We start from the raw sequence: 16,137 nt of genomic DNA on the forward strand, positions 1-16,137 counted from the left end.
CAAGCGTAGCCGCAACTGGCAAGAACATTGTCCCCAAAGCGTAACAATCATGGGGACGCTTCAGAACGAGCGGACTGCGGCCCGCCTCATTCGTAGAACGAAAGCGCAGAGGCTCTTGAGCCGGCGTGCTCCCGGACCAGGAATCACTCCTCTCCAGGCGAAGGCTCCTACACGTCCGGCCGCGGAGGAGCCATTTGCGCGAGACTAGGCGACGTCTTCCTCGCTGAGCTTCGAGGAGACGCGCCAGAGATCGACGCCGCCGTCGGTGGCGAAGCCGTCGATCTCGACGAGCTCCTCGTCGGTGAAGCCGAGCCGCTGCACGGCGTCGAGGCTGTCGTCAAGCTGGCCGACGGTGCGCGCACCGACGAGGGCGGCGGTGACGCGCGGATCGCGCAGCACCCAGGCAATCGCCATCTGGGCGAGCGTCTGCCCGCGACGCCGGGCGATCGCTTCGAGACCGCGGATGCGCTCGATATTGTCGGGCGTCAGCAGAGTCTGCGACAGCGACCCGGCCCGAGCGGCACGGGCGTCCTGCGGGATCCCGCCGAGATACTTGTTGGTGAGCATGCCCTGCGCCAGCGGCGAGAAGGCGATGCAGCCGGTGCCGAGATGCTCCAGCACGTCCAGCAGTTCGTCCTCGATCCAGCGGTTGAGCATCGAATAGCTGGGCTGATGAATGAGCAGGGGCACGCGTTCCTCGGCGAGGATCGCCGCTGCCCTGCGAGTCAGGTCGGGAGAATAAGACGAGATGCCGACATAGAGCGCCTTGCCCTGGCGGTGGAGGAAGGCGAGCGCGCCCATCGTCTCTTCCAGCGGAGTCTTCGGATCGACGCGATGCGAATAGAAGATGTCGACATAATCGAGTCCCATCCGTCTGAGGCTCTGATCGCAGCTCGCAATCAGATATTTGCGGCTGCCGCCGACATCGCCATAGGGGCCCGGCCACATGTCCCAGCCGGCCTTGGTCGAGATGATCAGCTCGTCGCGGTGGGTGTGGAAATCGGAAGCGAGGACCCGGCCGAAATTCTCCTCGGCGGAGCCGTAGGGGGGCCCGTAATTGTTCGCGAGATCGAAATGGGTAACGCCGCGGTCGAACGCGCGGCGCAGGATCGCACGGCCGGTCTCGAAGACGTCGGCACCGCCGAAATTCTGCCAGAGGCCGAGCGAGATCGCCGGAAGGTCGAGACCCGAACGGCCGCAGCGGCGGTAAGGCATTCGCCCGTCATAGCGGGCCGGATCGGAGGCGTAGGGCGGCGGATAGGGCATCGGGCTTGCTCCTGGTGGCGGCGGAGCCGCCTGTCTCTGACGTCGCGGTGCCGCCGCGCAACAACGCTAGAGTGCGACAATCGGGGGCGAGGCGAGATCGGCCGCGGCGCGACGCTCGCCCTCCCGTGCCAGGCGGGCAAGCCGGTCGCCGAGGAAATCCAGCACGACGCGTACGCGTGGCGTATGGCGCAGCCGCTCATGCGTGAGGAGCCAGATTCCCCGCTCCTCCTTGCGACGTGGCGGAAGGCAGCGGATCAGGTCCGGATCGTTGTCGGCGACGAAGCAGGGTAAGGCCGCGACTCCAAAGCCGGCGCGCACGGCGGCAAGCAGCCCGGTGACCGAGTCGTAATGCATGGCGACCGCGTCCTCGAGATCATGCTCGCGCAACCAGGCGAGATATTGCTGCCAGATGCCCTCGCCGCCTCCCCCGACGAGCGGGTGGGAGCGAAGCTGGCGTATCGACCGGGGCAGGCCGTGGGCGGCGGCATAGGGTCGACTGCAGTAAGAGGACCAGTCGTCGGACGCGACGCGGCGGCCCACGAGACCGCTTCCGGTCGGCTGGACGCTGATGCGCAACGCGATGTCGGCGGCGCCTGCGGCGAGGTCGCGCGTCGCGTCCGACGTGTCGAGCTCGATCCGTATGCCGGGATGGGCCTTGTAGAGATCGCGCAGGACGGGGGGCAGGACGGTCGTGGCAAGCGCCTGGCCGACCGTCAGACGCACCAGGCCGCCGACTTCACGCGTCTGCGCGGCCGCGGCGTCGGCCAATGCGGTGGCGGCCCCTTCGACGCACCGGGCACGCTCGATCAGCGCTTCGCCGGCCGGCGTCAGGACATAGCCCGCCTGGCGCCGTTCGAACAGGATAAGACCAAGCGCCGCTTCGAGGGCGGCGATCCGTCGCGCCACGGTCGTCTGGCTGACGCGCAGCTTGCGGCCGGCGGCGAGCGTACTTGCCGTTTCAGCGACCGCCAGGAAATGGCGAAGGTCGTCCCAGTCGAACATGCCCCATTCTGCACTTTTGCAGAACGGTCGCGCAACATCGTTGTTAGGCGGCGCGGCAGGCAAAGAGTAGAGAGGCGATGCGTCGGCGCCGACTGAACCACTGAACCGACGGAGACAGTCATGAAAGCCAAGACCATCCTGGTCGCCCTTGCGGCGGCAACCCTTTCGTACGTCCCGGTGGCGGCGCAGACCGCCGGGTCAGGCGTCCACGAAGAGATCGTCCGGTATGGCGACCTGGACCTTAGCCAGCCGGAGGACGTGCGTAGGCTCGACCGGCGGCTGAGGAGCGCCATCGCCAGGCTTTGCGGGCCGACCTCCCCGGCCGACCCGGTGGGCATGCGCGCCGTGCGGGAATGCCGAGGGACCCTCCTGGCCGAGACGGCCCGCCGCCGGGAAGCGCTCGTCGCGGGAACCGCGACCGGCGGCCCGATCGTCGTGGCGCTCGCCCGCTCGTCCGGCCGCTGACGCGGCGGGAGACGCGCCGCGGCAAAGCTCACAAAATGTAAGGCCGGATTCGCCGGAACAGACTCTCGCGGGAAGAGACGCCGAGCTTTTCGTAGATCTGGCGGATCTGGTACCTGACCGTGTCGATCGAAACCTGCTTCTCGCAGGAGACTTCGTCCGCCGTCTTGCCGTCCAGCATGTACAAAAGCACCTGGTGCTCCGCCTGGGTCAGGCCGAAGATCTTGCGGAAATCGGCATATTCCGAAATGTGCACGTGGCTTCGGTGGAAATGAATGCCGACGAAGCGGTCGCTCGGCTCGCGGCCGACGCGCTGCGCCCGAATCAAAACGTGGCCCTTGCGGTCCTCACTCGGAATGACGAGCGTCTCCACTTCGGGCCCCGATCTACGGACGAAGGCGGCGAGGTCGTCCTGATGGGCACTGTTGGTCGCGGCGAGGGCTCCGTCGCGGACCTCGAGGTCGTGCCGCGCGCCGAGCACGGCCTGCGCGGCGGCATTGGCCCACAGCAGATCGAGCATATCGGTCACGAGCAGCCGCGCCCGCGTCTCGCGGGCCATCCATTCGAGCGCCAGTGCCGGAATGATGCCCGAGACGCGGCGTTCAGGCCCTGCCAACGTCCATTTCCCCCCAGACGCGCCAAGACCGCGAAAGTGCTCGCGGTCCCACCAAGATGGCGGATCGTCGCTACGCTGTAGCGCTTTTTCGTTGAATCCTCAACGCGTCAGGGATTTCACCTAGCGATCCGGGCCGGACTGCAGGACCTCTTCATAGGCCGCCCCGCCCACCGGTTCCACGCGCAGGCGCGCTGACCAGCCGCCATCGCTGACATTGCCCAGCCTCAGCGTCATCAACGTCGCCGTCACGCCCGGAACGAGCCTGGCCTGCCCACGCTGGACCGACCGGTTTCCGCCCGCAGCGGCATCGCTGGTCACCTCGAGCGCATAGCCGGCCTGGACCGGCTCGTCCGATTCACCCACCACTTTGAGCTCGACGCCCTGCCCTCGCTCCTCGACCAGCAGCCGGACCGGAGCCGGCTGCGGCGGAGGGGTCGTGGCACCCATCAGGCTGAGGGCCAATGCCCAGATCTCGACCTGCATGCGAACATTCTCCGATGATTCATTGGGGCGGCGTGCCCGTCATGGCTCCGACGATCGCCTCGATGATCGGCGATGTCTGCTCCGGCGGCGATTCCTCGTTCGGCGGCGCCGGCGGCTGAACATCGCGCAGCACGAGCGAGGCGATGCCCTGTTCCTCCAGCGAGTCCGGATTCCCGCCATGCGTCGCCAGGCGACGTGCCGCGGATTCGGCCGACACGGCCTGCTCGCGCAGCCGCTGCTCCATCAGCAACTTCTGCTCCGCCGAGACGACGGGCTCGGCACGCTCGAACTCCGAAGCGCGGGTTTCGATCACCTGCTCGCAGACCCGACCTCGCGCCTGCCCGCCTTCGGCGGCCGGATCACAGGCATCGTTACCTTCGACCCGAGCTACGGCGCCGGTCCTCCCCTCGCTCGGGCTGGACAGCGCCTCCGCCGGCTGGGCCGTCCTGCCGCCGCGATAGAGTTGCGCGGGCGCCGGCCCGGAGCCAGACTCCCGAGTAAGCTGCGTCGGGGCGCCGCGGCTCTGCTCGGCCGCGCTGATCTGGCCAACGGGGACCGGCTCGGTCGGAGCCGGCGGCAGCGGCACGCGCACGCTACGCGGCGCGACGCCGATCTGGCCGACAGCCGCATCAGACGCCTGGCTACCGCCGATCTGCTCGACCGGCTGGGCCCGCGACTGAGCCAAAGCCGGCGACACCGTGAAGGACAGAGCGAGACCGGCAGCCGCCGCCGCAAGGTTCCCGCGGATTTTCATCGCTCCAGCCACTTTCCGAGGCGAACCGTCCGGCAACGACCCGCGGGCGAGAAGCTTCGTCCCGCCGGGGATCATCACTGGCCGCCGGTCTGTGTGATCTGGACCGCCTGGCCGCCGGTCTGGGTTACGCCGAGATTAGGCAGGTTGTTGCCGTCCTGGCTCCAGATCAGGCGATTGCCGTCGCCATTCTGGGCCGCAGCCATTTCATTGCCCGAACCCGCCTGGGCAAGAACGGCCCGGTTGTCGCTTCCGTCCTGCGTCAGCATCATGTCGTTACCATAGCCGATCTGGGTGAGGATCGCACCATTGTGAAGCGTGCCCTCGGCCGTCTGGTCCCCGACGAGACGATTCCCGCTGCCGGTCTGGGTGACGTAGAGCACATTCTGCCCGGATCCGCGCTGGGTGGCGCCGGCCCGGTTGAAGTCGCCGGTCTGGCGGATCTCGACATGAGCCGATCCGCTGCCGCGCTGTTCGACGGCGGCTTCGTTGCGCTCGCCGTCCTGGCGGATTTCCGCATAGGCATTGGCCGCGGACTGACTGATCTGGGCGACATCGGCATGGCCGATCTGGCCCACGACGGCTGCGCGTCCCGACGCCGGCGGCATCTCGAGCTCGATCGAACCGGGAGTGCCGTCATTGGCCGCGAAAGACGGCGCCGCCCAGAGCAGAATGGCCGTCAGGGCTCCGGCGATCGGCGCGCGAGCATTCATAAACTACTCCTTCAACGTACGGGGCCGGCGCGCGGAAGAACGCCGGCCCCGCACTCACCGAATTCAAGGCATCGGCGAGCCCTGCGTCACGGTCGCGACATGGCCGCTCCCGCTCTGCGTCACGGTCGAAACGTTGGCATCGCTATATTGCGCCACGGTTGCACTGTTGCCGGAGCCGCTCTGGGCCACGAGCGACTGATTGCTGCTTCCGTCCTGCGTTACGTCGGCGAAGTGCCCGTTGCCGGACTGGCCAACGGTCGAGAAATTGTCGGAGCCGCTTTGATCGACATTCGCCTCATGACCCGAGCCGGTCTGCGAAACGCCGGAAATATTGCGGTCGCCCCCCTGGGTGACGATCGCGAGCTGATCCGACCCGCGCTGGAACACGCTGGCGTCATTTTCAAAGCCGCTTTGGGTGATGGACGCATAATGGTCCTCGCCCGAGTTCGAGCCCTGGTCGACGCTCGCCGCGTTGAAACTGCCGATCTGCTCGATGAACGCGTCCTGCCGAGTCCCGCGCTGCACGGTCTCCGCCACATTCTCGTCGCCGGACTGGATGATCCGCGAGTCATGGTCGCTTCCCGCGCCGAAGGTCAGGAAGGTCGGATCGCGGCCCTGGTCGACATTGGCGGTGTTGAGGTTACCCGACTGGGTCACTTCGGCATTCTGCTCGAAGCCGCGCTGGACGATGTCGGAGCTGTTGGTGTCGCCGCTTTGGCTCACCAAAGCCCGATGATCGGTGCTGAGATCGCCACCCTGGTCGACGACCGAGCTGTTGCCGTCGCCGCCCTGGTCGACCGACGCCTCGGCCAGATAGCCGCGCTGCCTGACTTCCGAGGTGTTGCCGTCGCCGGCCTGGACGACGCTGGCATCGTGGGCGCCGCCGAGCACGCCGCCCTGGTTGATCGACGAGACGTTGTCGTCACCCCCCTGCTCTACAAAGGCTTCCTGCAGACCGCCGTTCTGGACGATGGTCGACAGGTTATTGTCGCCGCTCTGGATCACGCCACGAACCGTGGCATCCTCCGACCCATCGCCGGCGGAATTATCCGTGCCACCCTGGGTGATGGTGGAAACGTTGTCGTCGCCTTCCTGGAGGACGTTGGCGCTGTTTGCGCCCAGGCCCTGCTGGGTCAGGCCCGACTGATTGCCGTTGCCGGTCTGATCGATCGTGGCGACGTTGAAGCCGCTCGTCTGAGCGACGACCGACCCGTTACCCGATCCGCCCTGGCTGACGCCGGCATAATTGACGTCGCCGGACTGCGAGACTGACGAGGAATTGCCGTCACCGGTCTGCGCCACCGAAGCATAATCGTCGTCGCCGCTCTGCGCCACGTTGGAGAAGTGACCGTCGCCGGTCTGGTCGACCACAGCCACCGCATCGTCGTTGGTCTGACTGACATTCGAGAAGCTGTCGCCATCCTGGTTCACCGTGGCGACATTGCCGTCGTCGCTGCTGCCGACGCCATTGTCCTGCGTGACGACCGATTCTGCGCCATTACCGCCCTGGGTAACGTCGGCAGCGTTGCCGGCCCCGCCCTGCGTCACGGTCGAAAGAGCGTTCGAGCCGGCCTGGTTGACGTTCACCACGCCGCCGCTGCCGGTCTGGGTGACGTCGGAATCGTTGGTCTGCGCCAGCGCCGGAACTGCGGCGAGCAATGCGAGCGAGGATACGCTCCCGAGAATGATCTTCTTCATCTTCTTATCCTTCCCCCCTTCGGGTGGCCGGCGCCCGTGCGGGCGCCGGCCGGTTCGATGTTCAGATGCCGCCGCCGGGCGTTCCCTGCGTCACGGTCGCGACATTGCCGCTGCCGCCCTGGGTCACGGTCGAGATGTTGCCGTCCGAATATTGGCCGACGCTCGCCGTGTTGCCGACACCGCCCTGGGTGATCAGCGAGCTGTTGCCGATAGCGGCCTGCTCGACGGTCGCGATGTTCCCGTCGCCGCTCTGCAGCACGTCGGAGTCGTTCAACTCGCCGCCCTGCGTCACGGTGGCGAGAGCATTGGTGCCCGTCTGCGAGACATAGCTGTTCTCGCCGACGCTGCCCGCCGACTGGGTAACGAACGCTGAGTTGGCGGTGCCGGACTGCTGGACGTCGGAGATGCCGTCGGTGCCGAGCTGGGAAACCTGGGCCAGGGAACCGCCGGCGGCGGAACCCTGAAACACCGTCGAGCTGTTGCCGTCGCCGATCTGGCTGACATAGGCATCCGAGGTCGACTCCTGCGTGACGGCAGAGTCGTTGTCGTTACCGTCCTGCTCGACTTCGGCGTATGCGCCGGTCGCGTCCTGCGTGACCGAGGAGCTGTTGCCGTCTCCGGTCTGGCTCACCATCGCGAAATTGTCCGTGCTTCCGCTTTGGGTGATGTCGGAATCGTTGTCGAAGCCGTCCTGGCTCACCTCGGCAAATTCGCCTTCGCCGAGCTGGTCGACAATGGACGTGTTACGGTCACCCGTCTGGGAGACAATCGCGACCGTGGCGTCGCCGGACTGGTCGACGATCGACACGTTGGTCGGCGCATTGAGCGGCGCGCCGAGATTGGCGCCACGCTGCGTGACGGAGGCGCTGGCGCCCACGCCGGACTGGGTGATGCGCGAGGCATTGCGAGCGAAGTCGCCGGGCGCGACGCTGCCCTGGTCGACGGTCGCCTGGGCGCCGTTGCCGCTCTGGTCCACCACCGACGTGTTGTAGACGCCGGTCTGCAGGACGTTGGCGGAAGCGGTCGCCGTCTGATCGATGCTCGAGCGGTTGAGCGTCCCGTTCTGGTCGACGGTCGCATTAGCGCCGTCGGCCGACTGGTCGATCAGCGACACGTTGTTGGCGAAGGACTCGCCCGCGGAGGAAGGCGGCAAGGTATCGCCGTCCCAGTTGCGCGGCCCGAGCGTGTTCACGCCTCCGCCCTGGGTGACGTTCGCCGTTGCGCCGGCGCTCTGGTTGATCCGCGACGTGTTGCCATCGCTCAGCTGGGTCGAGGTGGCGATCGCTCCGGCGCCGGTCTGGACAATGCTGGCATCGTTCAGGTCGCCGGTCTGAGTGACGGTGGCGCTGTTGAGCTCTCCAGTCTGGCTGACGAAGGACTCGTTATCGGAGCCGGTCTGGGCGACGGTGGCGTCGAGCACGGCCGGCTGATCGCTGCTGTTCTGGAAGACGTCCGAGGTGTTCCCGCTGCCCGTCTGGGTCACCCGGACTTCCGAGCGGCCCTCGCCGGGACCGCCGAGCGACTGCTGCTGAACGAAGGAATCGTTGAAGTCCCCCGTCTGCATCACGTTGGCGGAGGTGAAGGTCGCCGGATCCTGATCGACCGTCGAAATGTTGCCAGTGCCCTGCTGGATCACGCCGGCCGCCGAGCTGTTGAGCGCGTTGCCGACCTGGTTGCTGTTGCCATTCTGGGTGACGAGGGAGTCGTTGCCGTCGCCGGTCTGACGGACCTCTGCCTCCTGCGACGTCCCGTTCTGCGAGACGACCGAAGTGCTGGCGCCGTCCTGGACGACCTCGGCCTCGTTGCGGTCGGACCCGGACTGGGTCACGGTCGAATCCGCACCGTCGCCGCTCTGGCGGACCCGGATTTCGTTCTGACGCTCCGGGCTGGTGCCGTCGCCGGACTGAATGACGGTGGAGTTCGCGTTGCTCCCGTCCTGGCCGACGTCGGCGCTGTTATATTGGCCGGACTGGGTGACGTCCGAGACATTGCTCTGGGCCAGGGCCGGAGCCGCGGCGAGCAATGCCAAGGTCGATACGCTGCCTAAGATCGACTTCCTCATTTCCCTATTTCCTTTCGCATTGACGTTGAATCGGGCCCGGATCCGGGGAGGGGGCCGGCGCCCCGAAAGACGCCGGCCCGCTTCGGTCAGACGCCGCCGCCAGGGGTTCCCTGGGTCACGGTGGCGCTGTTGCCGGTTCCGCCCTGCAGCACCGTCGACGTGTTGCCGTCCGAATATTGGCTGACGTTCGCGGTGTGGCCGCTGCCCGTCTGGGTGATGTCCGAAACATTGCCGTCGCCGGCCTGGACCAGGGTAGCGCTATTGTCCGCGCCATCCTGGAAGATAGCCGAGTCGTTGCCATTGCCGCTCTGATCGGCGCTGGCGAAGTTCCCGGACTGCGATCCGGCAATCAGCGAGTTGGTCTGGTCGATGGTGCTGGTGTTGCCGTCGCCGCCCTGGCTCGACGAAGCCGACATCAAGCGGGCGCTGGTGCTGCCGTTGCCGCCATATTGGTTGATGCTGCTGTCATTGTCGCTGCCGCCCTGGGTGATCGAGGCGGTGGCCACGCGCGGATCCGTGCCGCCGGCCGGGTTGGGCGCGTTGTTGACGCTCTGGTCGATCGTGGCGAGGTTGTTGTCGCCGATCTGCGTCACATAGGCGTCGGAGAGCTGGCCCGACTGGACCACGTACGCGGCATTGTCGTTGCCGCTCTGGTCGACGCCGATCGTGCCCGTGTCGTTGCCGGCCGAATTGTCGAAGCCCGACTGAATGACGTCCGACAGGTTGTTGTTGCCCGACTGATCGACGTTGAGGTCGCCCGACGAGCCGGTCTGGTCGGCGAACGACTGGTTGTCGTTACCGCTCTGGTTGATCGAGGCCTGCTGCCCGTTGGTCTGGAACTCGGTGCCCGCCGTGCGGCCCTGGACGAGGTCCGAGCTGTTGCCCGTGCCGCTCTGGTCGACCGAAGCGGTCGAGTTCAGCGAGGTCTGCTCGACCGAGGACGTGTTGTCGGCATTCGACTGATTGACGTTGACGGTGCCGCCGGCATCATCCTGCTGAAGGACCGTCGAGGCCTGATTGGCGCCGCTCTGATCGACGTTCGCCGTCGAATTGTCGCCGCTCTGCTCCACGCTCGAGGTGGAGTCGCTGCCTTCCTGAAGCACGGTCGCGCTGTTCGCGCTGCCGCTCTGGTCAACGGTCGACGTGTTGTTCTGGGCCACGGCCGGAGCCGCGACGAGCAGTGCAAGCACTGAAACGGAAGTGTAAATGGTGCGCTTCATGGTTGTCATTCCTCTTTCAGGGATGATAACCATGCCGCGCCGGCGCACAGACGCCGGGCGACATGATCTATCATTCGCTTCGCTTCACTCTCTCACGCATCGGAGCTGCCACTCCGGTGCGTGATTTTTGGTCGTCCACATCCTCGGGAGCTGCCACTCCCTTCGAATGATCGTCGCCTGGAACATCCTCTCCATCGCGGACGCCAGGCCGCCCGCCATTTTCCTTCGCCCCCGCGACCGGGGGCTATCACCTCATCGGCTTCCTCCAGCCTGCGCCGCCTCCACGGCGGCCGAAACCTGCGAAGGTGCGACCTCGCGAACCGGAACCTCGCGCGGGCTCATCCGCATCGGCGGCGCACTGCGCGCGCGCTCCAGCGCGGCCTCGACCTGCTGCGGGCTGAAATGGCCGTCCCGCTCCTGGCGGTACCGCCACAGGTGCGGCCAGCCGGCGTCCGGATCCTGGAATTCCCACAGATTGAGGTCCACGCCTTCCATGATCAGGGCATAGACAGCCTTCTCGATCGCCTGCTGGACCGCGACATGGTCGGGCTCGTTGACGGTGAAGCCCGCTTCGGCCTCGAGCAGCTCGCGGAAGGCGACGAACCTGAACGCGCTGGCGCCGAGCGCGTGGGACGCAATCGTCTTGCTGGCGGTCACGGTGGTCAGGACCTCGCCAGTGCGCACCGAAATGGCGCGCAGATAGACGGTGACGGTGTCCTGGCGATATTCGGCACGGCCGCCGATGCCGAGGAACGCCGCGCCGGCGCCGCCGGTCACGGTGTTGGTGTCGTAGCTGACGATCCCGCCCTCGAGCAGCACTCCGGCGAACAGCATCGCCGGCAGCGCCTGCGGATTGACGTTGGTCTCGCCGAGATAGCGCTCGCGCATCTCACGGATGATGTTGCGCTCGTTCAGGAGGTTGCGCAGCTGCTCGCGCTCCACGATCGTGAACCAGCGGCGATTGCCGGCATCCTGCAGCGCGCGCACCAGGATCGAGGCGCCGCCCTGGGTGACCGCGCGGGACAGCGTCTGCCCGCCATTCTCGGTGGTGCGGAACTGACCGGTCTGATCGGCGAAATTGTAGACCGCAATGGCAACGGGCCGCGTCGGCGGCGGCAATTCGGAAAGCAGCCGCTGCGACTGGGTCTGCTTCGGATAGACCGCGAGCGGATTCATTTGCGGGATCTCGGACGCCGATTCACCCGGCGCGCCGACGCTCATGCAGCCGGCCGCCATAAGCGACGCGAGGCCGGTGAACAGGAACTTGCACTTCACGTCTTCTTCCCCCCGCCCGGATCACGGAATATCGAGGAAGGTGGGAACGACGATCTGGGTCTGCTCGCCGGTGGCGTCGTCAAAGATCGTGATCGTGACCTCTTCGAGCCCCCGCACGAACTCGATCGTCTGCCCGCCGAAGCTGATCGTCCCGCGCTCCTGCGGGTTTTCGCCGAAGATGGCGTCTACCAGCTGTGAAGAGAGCGCAGACAGCAGCCGCGACTGGAGCTGACGGGCGAAGATGTCCGCCTGCGACGAGCCCGTCGTGGAGCGTGGATCACGATAGTCGTTCTGGGCATTGGCGATGCCGAGAAGGTGCGCGGAGTTGAAGGGATTGCCGCCGAACGTCGGGTTGTTCGGCGTGTAGACCATGTCGGTGGCGGAAGCGGTGCCGGCCAGGGCGAAGAACAGCAGGCCCGCGGTTGCGGCGGTCCGGCAGCGGAGGCGATGCGAACGCTCAGTCAAAGAAGGTTCCCCCAAGACACTGACCTCTCCCCGATTGGAGAAGACCCGAGTCGCAGCCGACTCGGCCATTAACGAATTGTTAATTGTGCGGCTTGCGAGTCGCATCCCCAACATTGGGGATACCGAAACATTACGGTATAGTGTCACCTCGTTTCGGACCCGAGTTGAACCCGAAACGGCAGATGAGATCGAACTGACGGTCCGCTCTTCTAATATACCTTGTGATACACGACCTTGAGGCCGCCTACCCTCAATTAAATCGCAATCCCGAATTCCAAAGTGTCTTTCCGAGATTTCCGTCCGTGTTAATCAGACGTACTAACCAGGCATCAAGGCTGCTTTCCGATTTACTTCCCAACAGCCTCGGCACCGGCCTTGATCGTCTTGATCTTTAGCATGCCCGATTTGTCCACTTCGTACCGCCTGTCTCGTATTGAAACATGCAGATCAACGCAAGTTTCCGCGCTCGGGACGCTCCGGTTCAGACCGCAAGGACCGGCCGCCATCGGTCGCTCCATCTCGGCATAGCCGTCTTGCGCCATGACGGAACCGAAGCTGCGCTTGCCACCGTGAGACAGGTCATGGCAGCGCGGGCAAGATGATCGTCCGAACGACAGCCAGCCCGACCGCGACGAGCCGCCCATGTCGGCAGCTTTTCCTCGCCTGCATGGCGGCGCTCGCTTTGGCGCTCGGCGGCTGCGCCGGGACGCAGCCGCAAACCGGAAGCGCCTCCCCCGAGAGCGGCACGGCCACGGCGCGGCCGGCGCCGCCTTCCATCCTGCTCGGCGACCTGTTCCGCGACGTGGCGCTGTCCGGCCTCTTCGAGGACGGGAAGGATTGGGCGGACGCCCGGGCGGTGCGCGATCCGCAGGCAATCCTTCGCGCCTATCGGCGGGGGCAGCCCGGCGGAGCCGAGCTTCGCGAATTCGTCGAACGCCATTTCGAGCTGCCCGACCCAGGCACGGCGGCGACTCCGCTGCCCGGCCTGCCCTTGTGCCGGCATATCGCCCAGCTCTGGCCGATCCTGACCCGCGACGCCGCCCAGCCGCCACCGGGCTCGTCGCTGCTGGCCCTGCCGCACCGCTTCGTCGTGCCGGGCGGGCGATTTCGCGAGGTCTATTACTGGGACAGCTACTTCACCATGCTCGGCTTCGGCGAGGAGCAAGCGACGCTGCGCCGGGCGATGGTCGACAATTTCGCCCATCTGATCCGTCGCTGGGGCCACGTTCCGAACGGCAACCGCACTTATTATCTGAGCCGCTCGCAGCCGCCCTTCTTCTTCAAGATGGTCGAAAGCCTGTCGCCGCAGGACCCCGACGCAGCCTATGCCGAATATCTCGACGTGCTGCGGCTCGAGCACGCCTTCTGGATGCGCGGCGGCGAAGACCTTCGCCCGGGCGAGGCAAAGCTGAGGGTGGTCGCCCTGCCCGGCGGCGCACGGCTCAACCGCTATTATGACGCGCGCGACGTCCCGCGCGACGAATCCTATGCGGCCGACGTCGAGACCGCGTCGCGCACGGCCCGGCCGGCGGCCGAGCTGCATCGCGACCTCAGGGCGGCAGCGGAGAGCGGCTGGGACTTCAGCTCCCGCTGGCTCGCCGACGGGACCGACCTCGCCACGATCCGGACCACGGCGATCGTTCCGCCCGACCTCAACGCGATCCTCTACGGCCTGGAACGGGCGATCGCCGACGGCTGTCGCCGCGCCGGGGACGAAGGATGCGCCGAGGATTATGCGGCGCAGGCCGAGGCTCGGCGCGAGGCTATGTCGGCCTTTCTGTGGAACGCGGCGCTGGGGCTGTTCGACGACTATGACTGGCAGCGACGTGCCCTCGCCGGGAACGTCTCGGCGGCGGCCCTCTACCCGCTCTTCTTCGGGGCCGCCTCGCCCGAGCAGGGGGCGCGGGTGGCGGAGACGGTGCGCACGCGCCTGCTCGCCCCGGGCGGCCTGGCGACGACGACGCGCAGCACCGGCCAGCAATGGGACGCGCCGAACGGCTGGGCGCCGCTGCAGTGGATCGGCGCGGAGGGCCTTCGCGCCTATGGCGAGACGGCGCTGGCCGAGGAGATAGCCCGACGCTGGCTGGCCACGGTCCACGAGGCTTATCGATCGACCGGCAAGCTGCTGGAAAAATATGATGTGCAGGAACGCCGGCCCGGCGGCGGCGGCGAATATGCGCTCCAGGACGGGTTCGGGTGGACGAACGGGGTGGCGGTCGCTCTGCTACGGCGATTTCCGTCGGCCGCGGACGGACTCGAGGGGGTGGATGCGCAGCAGTGCCAAGTGGACGCTCGACTAGCGGCGTGAACCGCCCGATGCGCAGGCCGGGTCCGCGGCAGGCGCCGCCGGTCCTGGTGAAATTGACGAAATTGACACTCGTCACGCGCGCGAGGGCGCCTGCGCGCGCGAAGCGGTCGCGCGACGGCCGGAACGCGAGCGCGCCCGGCAGCCATGCGGCATCGTCCCTCGACGGGGACTTTCACGGTTCAAGGAGCCTGGCCTCCCGCGTCCGGATCGGCCTCGGCCATTCCCTAGCTCAAGCGGCCCTGGAAGTCAAGAACAGATCATGAACATTGAACGGAGCGCCGGAACCCTCGTGCCTGTCGGAGATATAGTCGACGGCCAGGAAATTGGCTCTTCGCTCTCGCAAAGCTGACGGAGATGACCGGGATTGCGGCCCCCGAACGCGCAAGCGCGCCTTATTGCAGGGAGACAGTTCCAAGGATGCCATCCATCTCGCGGGTGACGGCACCGGTAATGTCCATGGCATTATTCCAGCCATAGGCGCCGTCGCGTTCGAGGACGACGCTGCAGGCTTGGCGAGTCACCACCGAGGCGAGCGCCTGGTTAAGGGCGCCGTCAATCTGCTGCTGGCCGCGCGCCTGGGCGGCGATGAAGCGGGCATTCTGCTGCTGTTCCAGCACTTGCGCCTGCTGGTCGAGGGCAGCCTGCCGGCGCTGATATTCGATCGGCGCCGTGGAACCCTGCTGCGACTGCAACCGGCGGCGCTGCGCGTCGATCGCCGCACGCTGTTGGGCGAGCTGACCTGAGAGGGCGCCCTGCATCTGCCGGAGCTGCGCCTGCATCGACTGGCCCGCGCGCGAAGCGGCGATCGCGCCGGACCGGGAGAGAAGGCAGAGGCCGGAGATGGGCGGGCCGAACGTCTGCGCCGAAGCGGCCGCGCCGATGGCGGCCGCCAAGGCGGCGGCGAGCAGTCGAAATGTCCACATGCCGCCGCCTTTCGCCCGTTCAGCTCGCCTGCGCAACCCGGTCGGCGCAGGCCTGTTCTTGCCACACGACCTCGGACACCCGCACGTGGTAGCGGCCGGGACCCGGCGGCCCGAAGCGTATCTCCATCCGGCAACGGACCATTTCCGCACTTCCCGGCGCGACCGGAAAGTTGAGGATGTAGTTCCAGCGCCGGGTGATCCATTCCTGGAAATGGGGCGGGCCGATCAAGGGATAGATGCTGAACTTGTCGACGCCGGGAACGATCAGCCGGACCATGTCGGGGCTGACGGTCACGCCGGACTTGTCGCGAATGCGCGGCGATTCGCGGAACGCCGCCGGATCGACGCGGCCGACATAAGCGGTCCCGGTGGCGACCCCGGCCTCCGCCGTGGAGGAAGCGGACCGGTCCGGAGCGGAGGCTCCCTCCTCCTCGGCCTGGGCGGCGGCCGGCGCGAGCAGGATGGCTGCCAGGAGGGGCGTGGTGATGAGCGTCTTCAGCTTCATGGCTCTTTCCTCGTCTGGAGATTTGGCGACCGGCATCAGAAGGACCAGCCGACGCCGACATTGGCTCCGGCCCGTTCCTGGGTGTCGTAGGTGACCCCGGCCCGGACGACGGTGCGGCCGTCATCCATGACCCGCGACAGGCCGAGGGCGAAGGCGGACTGACCCTGGAAGGTGCCGGCGCCGAAGGCGATCATGCCGCGACCCGGCTCGAAGGCCTGCGGAAGACCCGCGGCGGCGAGCGCGCCCGCCACGCCGGCATTGGCGTCGCGCCTGAGGTCGGTCAGGTCGAAATGCAGCGAGGCCAGGGCCTGGTCGGTATATTCCTTGGCGGAGGCCAGGGTGCTGGCGAGCCCATCGTTGAGCTGCTGGACATTGACCCCGTCGGTCG

The 16,137-nt window shown here is 66.9% G+C and carries 16 protein-coding genes; 2 read left to right on the top strand and 14 right to left on the bottom strand.

The genetic code is table 11. The features are described 5' to 3' along the window. Nucleotides 1–204: 204 nt before the first annotated feature. A complete protein-coding gene (mgrA, locus tag EKM57_RS19325; RefSeq protein WP_129794159.1) occupies nt 205–1,266 on the bottom strand; it encodes an L-glyceraldehyde 3-phosphate reductase in 1,062 nt (353 codons plus the stop codon). A gap of 66 nt (nt 1,267–1,332) precedes the next feature. Next, on the bottom strand, nt 1,333–2,268 hold the full coding sequence (locus tag EKM57_RS19330) for a LysR family transcriptional regulator (RefSeq protein WP_129794160.1): 936 nt from the start codon (nt 2,266–2,268) through the stop codon (nt 1,333–1,335). 120 nt (nt 2,269–2,388) lie between these two features. Between EKM57_RS19330 and EKM57_RS19335 the strand changes: the two genes are divergently transcribed. Beyond that, nucleotides 2,389–2,733: a UrcA family protein gene (locus EKM57_RS19335; RefSeq protein ID WP_129794161.1), complete on the top strand. Its 345-nt coding sequence runs from the start codon at nt 2,389–2,391 to the stop codon at nt 2,731–2,733. A 28-nt stretch (nt 2,734–2,761) separates the two neighbouring features. On the opposite strand, the gene EKM57_RS19340 is transcribed toward EKM57_RS19335, so the two are convergent. From EKM57_RS19340 to EKM57_RS19380, 9 genes are all read right to left on the bottom strand, one after another. Then, nucleotides 2,762–3,346, bottom strand: a complete 585-nt coding sequence (locus EKM57_RS19340; protein ID WP_129794162.1) for a helix-turn-helix transcriptional regulator — start codon at nt 3,344–3,346, stop codon at nt 2,762–2,764. Nucleotides 3,347–3,466: 120 nt separating this feature from the next. After that, nucleotides 3,467–3,829, bottom strand: a complete 363-nt coding sequence (csgH, locus tag EKM57_RS19345; RefSeq protein ID WP_129794163.1) for a curli-like amyloid fiber formation chaperone CsgH — start codon at nt 3,827–3,829, stop codon at nt 3,467–3,469. 19 nt (nt 3,830–3,848) lie between these two features. Beyond that, nucleotides 3,849–4,583 (bottom strand): hypothetical protein, encoded by a 735-nt coding sequence (locus tag EKM57_RS19350; RefSeq protein ID WP_129794164.1) that lies wholly within the window; start codon nt 4,581–4,583, stop codon nt 3,849–3,851. 74 nt (nt 4,584–4,657) lie between these two features. Further along, nucleotides 4,658–5,293, bottom strand: a complete 636-nt coding sequence (locus EKM57_RS19355; protein ID WP_129794165.1) for a hypothetical protein — start codon at nt 5,291–5,293, stop codon at nt 4,658–4,660. 63 nt (nt 5,294–5,356) lie between these two features. Beyond that, on the bottom strand, nt 5,357–6,991 hold the full coding sequence (locus EKM57_RS19360; protein ID WP_129794166.1) for a hypothetical protein: 1,635 nt from the start codon (nt 6,989–6,991) through the stop codon (nt 5,357–5,359). A 61-nt stretch (nt 6,992–7,052) separates the two neighbouring features. Then, the gene (locus EKM57_RS19365) at nt 7,053–9,053 is read right to left on the bottom strand and encodes a hypothetical protein (protein WP_129794167.1); all 2,001 of its coding nucleotides are present in this window, start codon (nt 9,051–9,053) and stop codon (nt 7,053–7,055) included. A gap of 86 nt (nt 9,054–9,139) precedes the next feature. After that, nucleotides 9,140–10,273 (bottom strand): hypothetical protein, encoded by a 1,134-nt coding sequence (locus tag EKM57_RS19370; RefSeq protein WP_165357559.1) that lies wholly within the window; start codon nt 10,271–10,273, stop codon nt 9,140–9,142. A 252-nt stretch (nt 10,274–10,525) separates the two neighbouring features. Then, nucleotides 10,526–11,548, bottom strand: coding sequence for a CsgG/HfaB family protein (locus EKM57_RS19375; RefSeq protein ID WP_243451151.1), 1,023 nt, complete (start codon nt 11,546–11,548; stop codon nt 10,526–10,528). A gap of 21 nt (nt 11,549–11,569) precedes the next feature. Further along, a complete protein-coding gene (locus tag EKM57_RS19380; protein WP_243451152.1) occupies nt 11,570–12,013 on the bottom strand; it encodes a curli production assembly/transport component CsgF in 444 nt (147 codons plus the stop codon). Nucleotides 12,014–12,611: 598 nt separating this feature from the next. Between EKM57_RS19380 and treA the strand changes: the two genes are divergently transcribed. Continuing rightward, nucleotides 12,612–14,321: an alpha,alpha-trehalase TreA gene (treA, locus tag EKM57_RS19385; protein WP_129794169.1), complete on the top strand. Its 1,710-nt coding sequence runs from the start codon at nt 12,612–12,614 to the stop codon at nt 14,319–14,321. A gap of 392 nt (nt 14,322–14,713) precedes the next feature. On the opposite strand, the gene EKM57_RS19390 is transcribed toward treA, so the two are convergent. The 3 genes from EKM57_RS19390 to EKM57_RS19400 all read right to left on the bottom strand — a co-directional run. Then, nucleotides 14,714–15,214, bottom strand: coding sequence for an OmpH family outer membrane protein (locus tag EKM57_RS19390; RefSeq protein WP_206185500.1), 501 nt, complete (start codon nt 15,212–15,214; stop codon nt 14,714–14,716). A gap of 49 nt (nt 15,215–15,263) precedes the next feature. Beyond that, nucleotides 15,264–15,749 (bottom strand): outer membrane protein assembly factor BamE, encoded by a 486-nt coding sequence (gene bamE, locus EKM57_RS19395; RefSeq protein WP_206185501.1) that lies wholly within the window; start codon nt 15,747–15,749, stop codon nt 15,264–15,266. A gap of 35 nt (nt 15,750–15,784) precedes the next feature. After that, nucleotides 15,785–16,137 (bottom strand): YadA C-terminal domain-containing protein (locus EKM57_RS19400; protein WP_206185502.1); only part of this gene is annotated, 353 nt, incomplete at its 5' end.

Source organism: Sphingosinicella sp. CPCC 101087, assembly GCF_004151485.1.
Lineage (GTDB): Bacteria > Pseudomonadota > Alphaproteobacteria > Sphingomonadales > Sphingomonadaceae > Allosphingosinicella.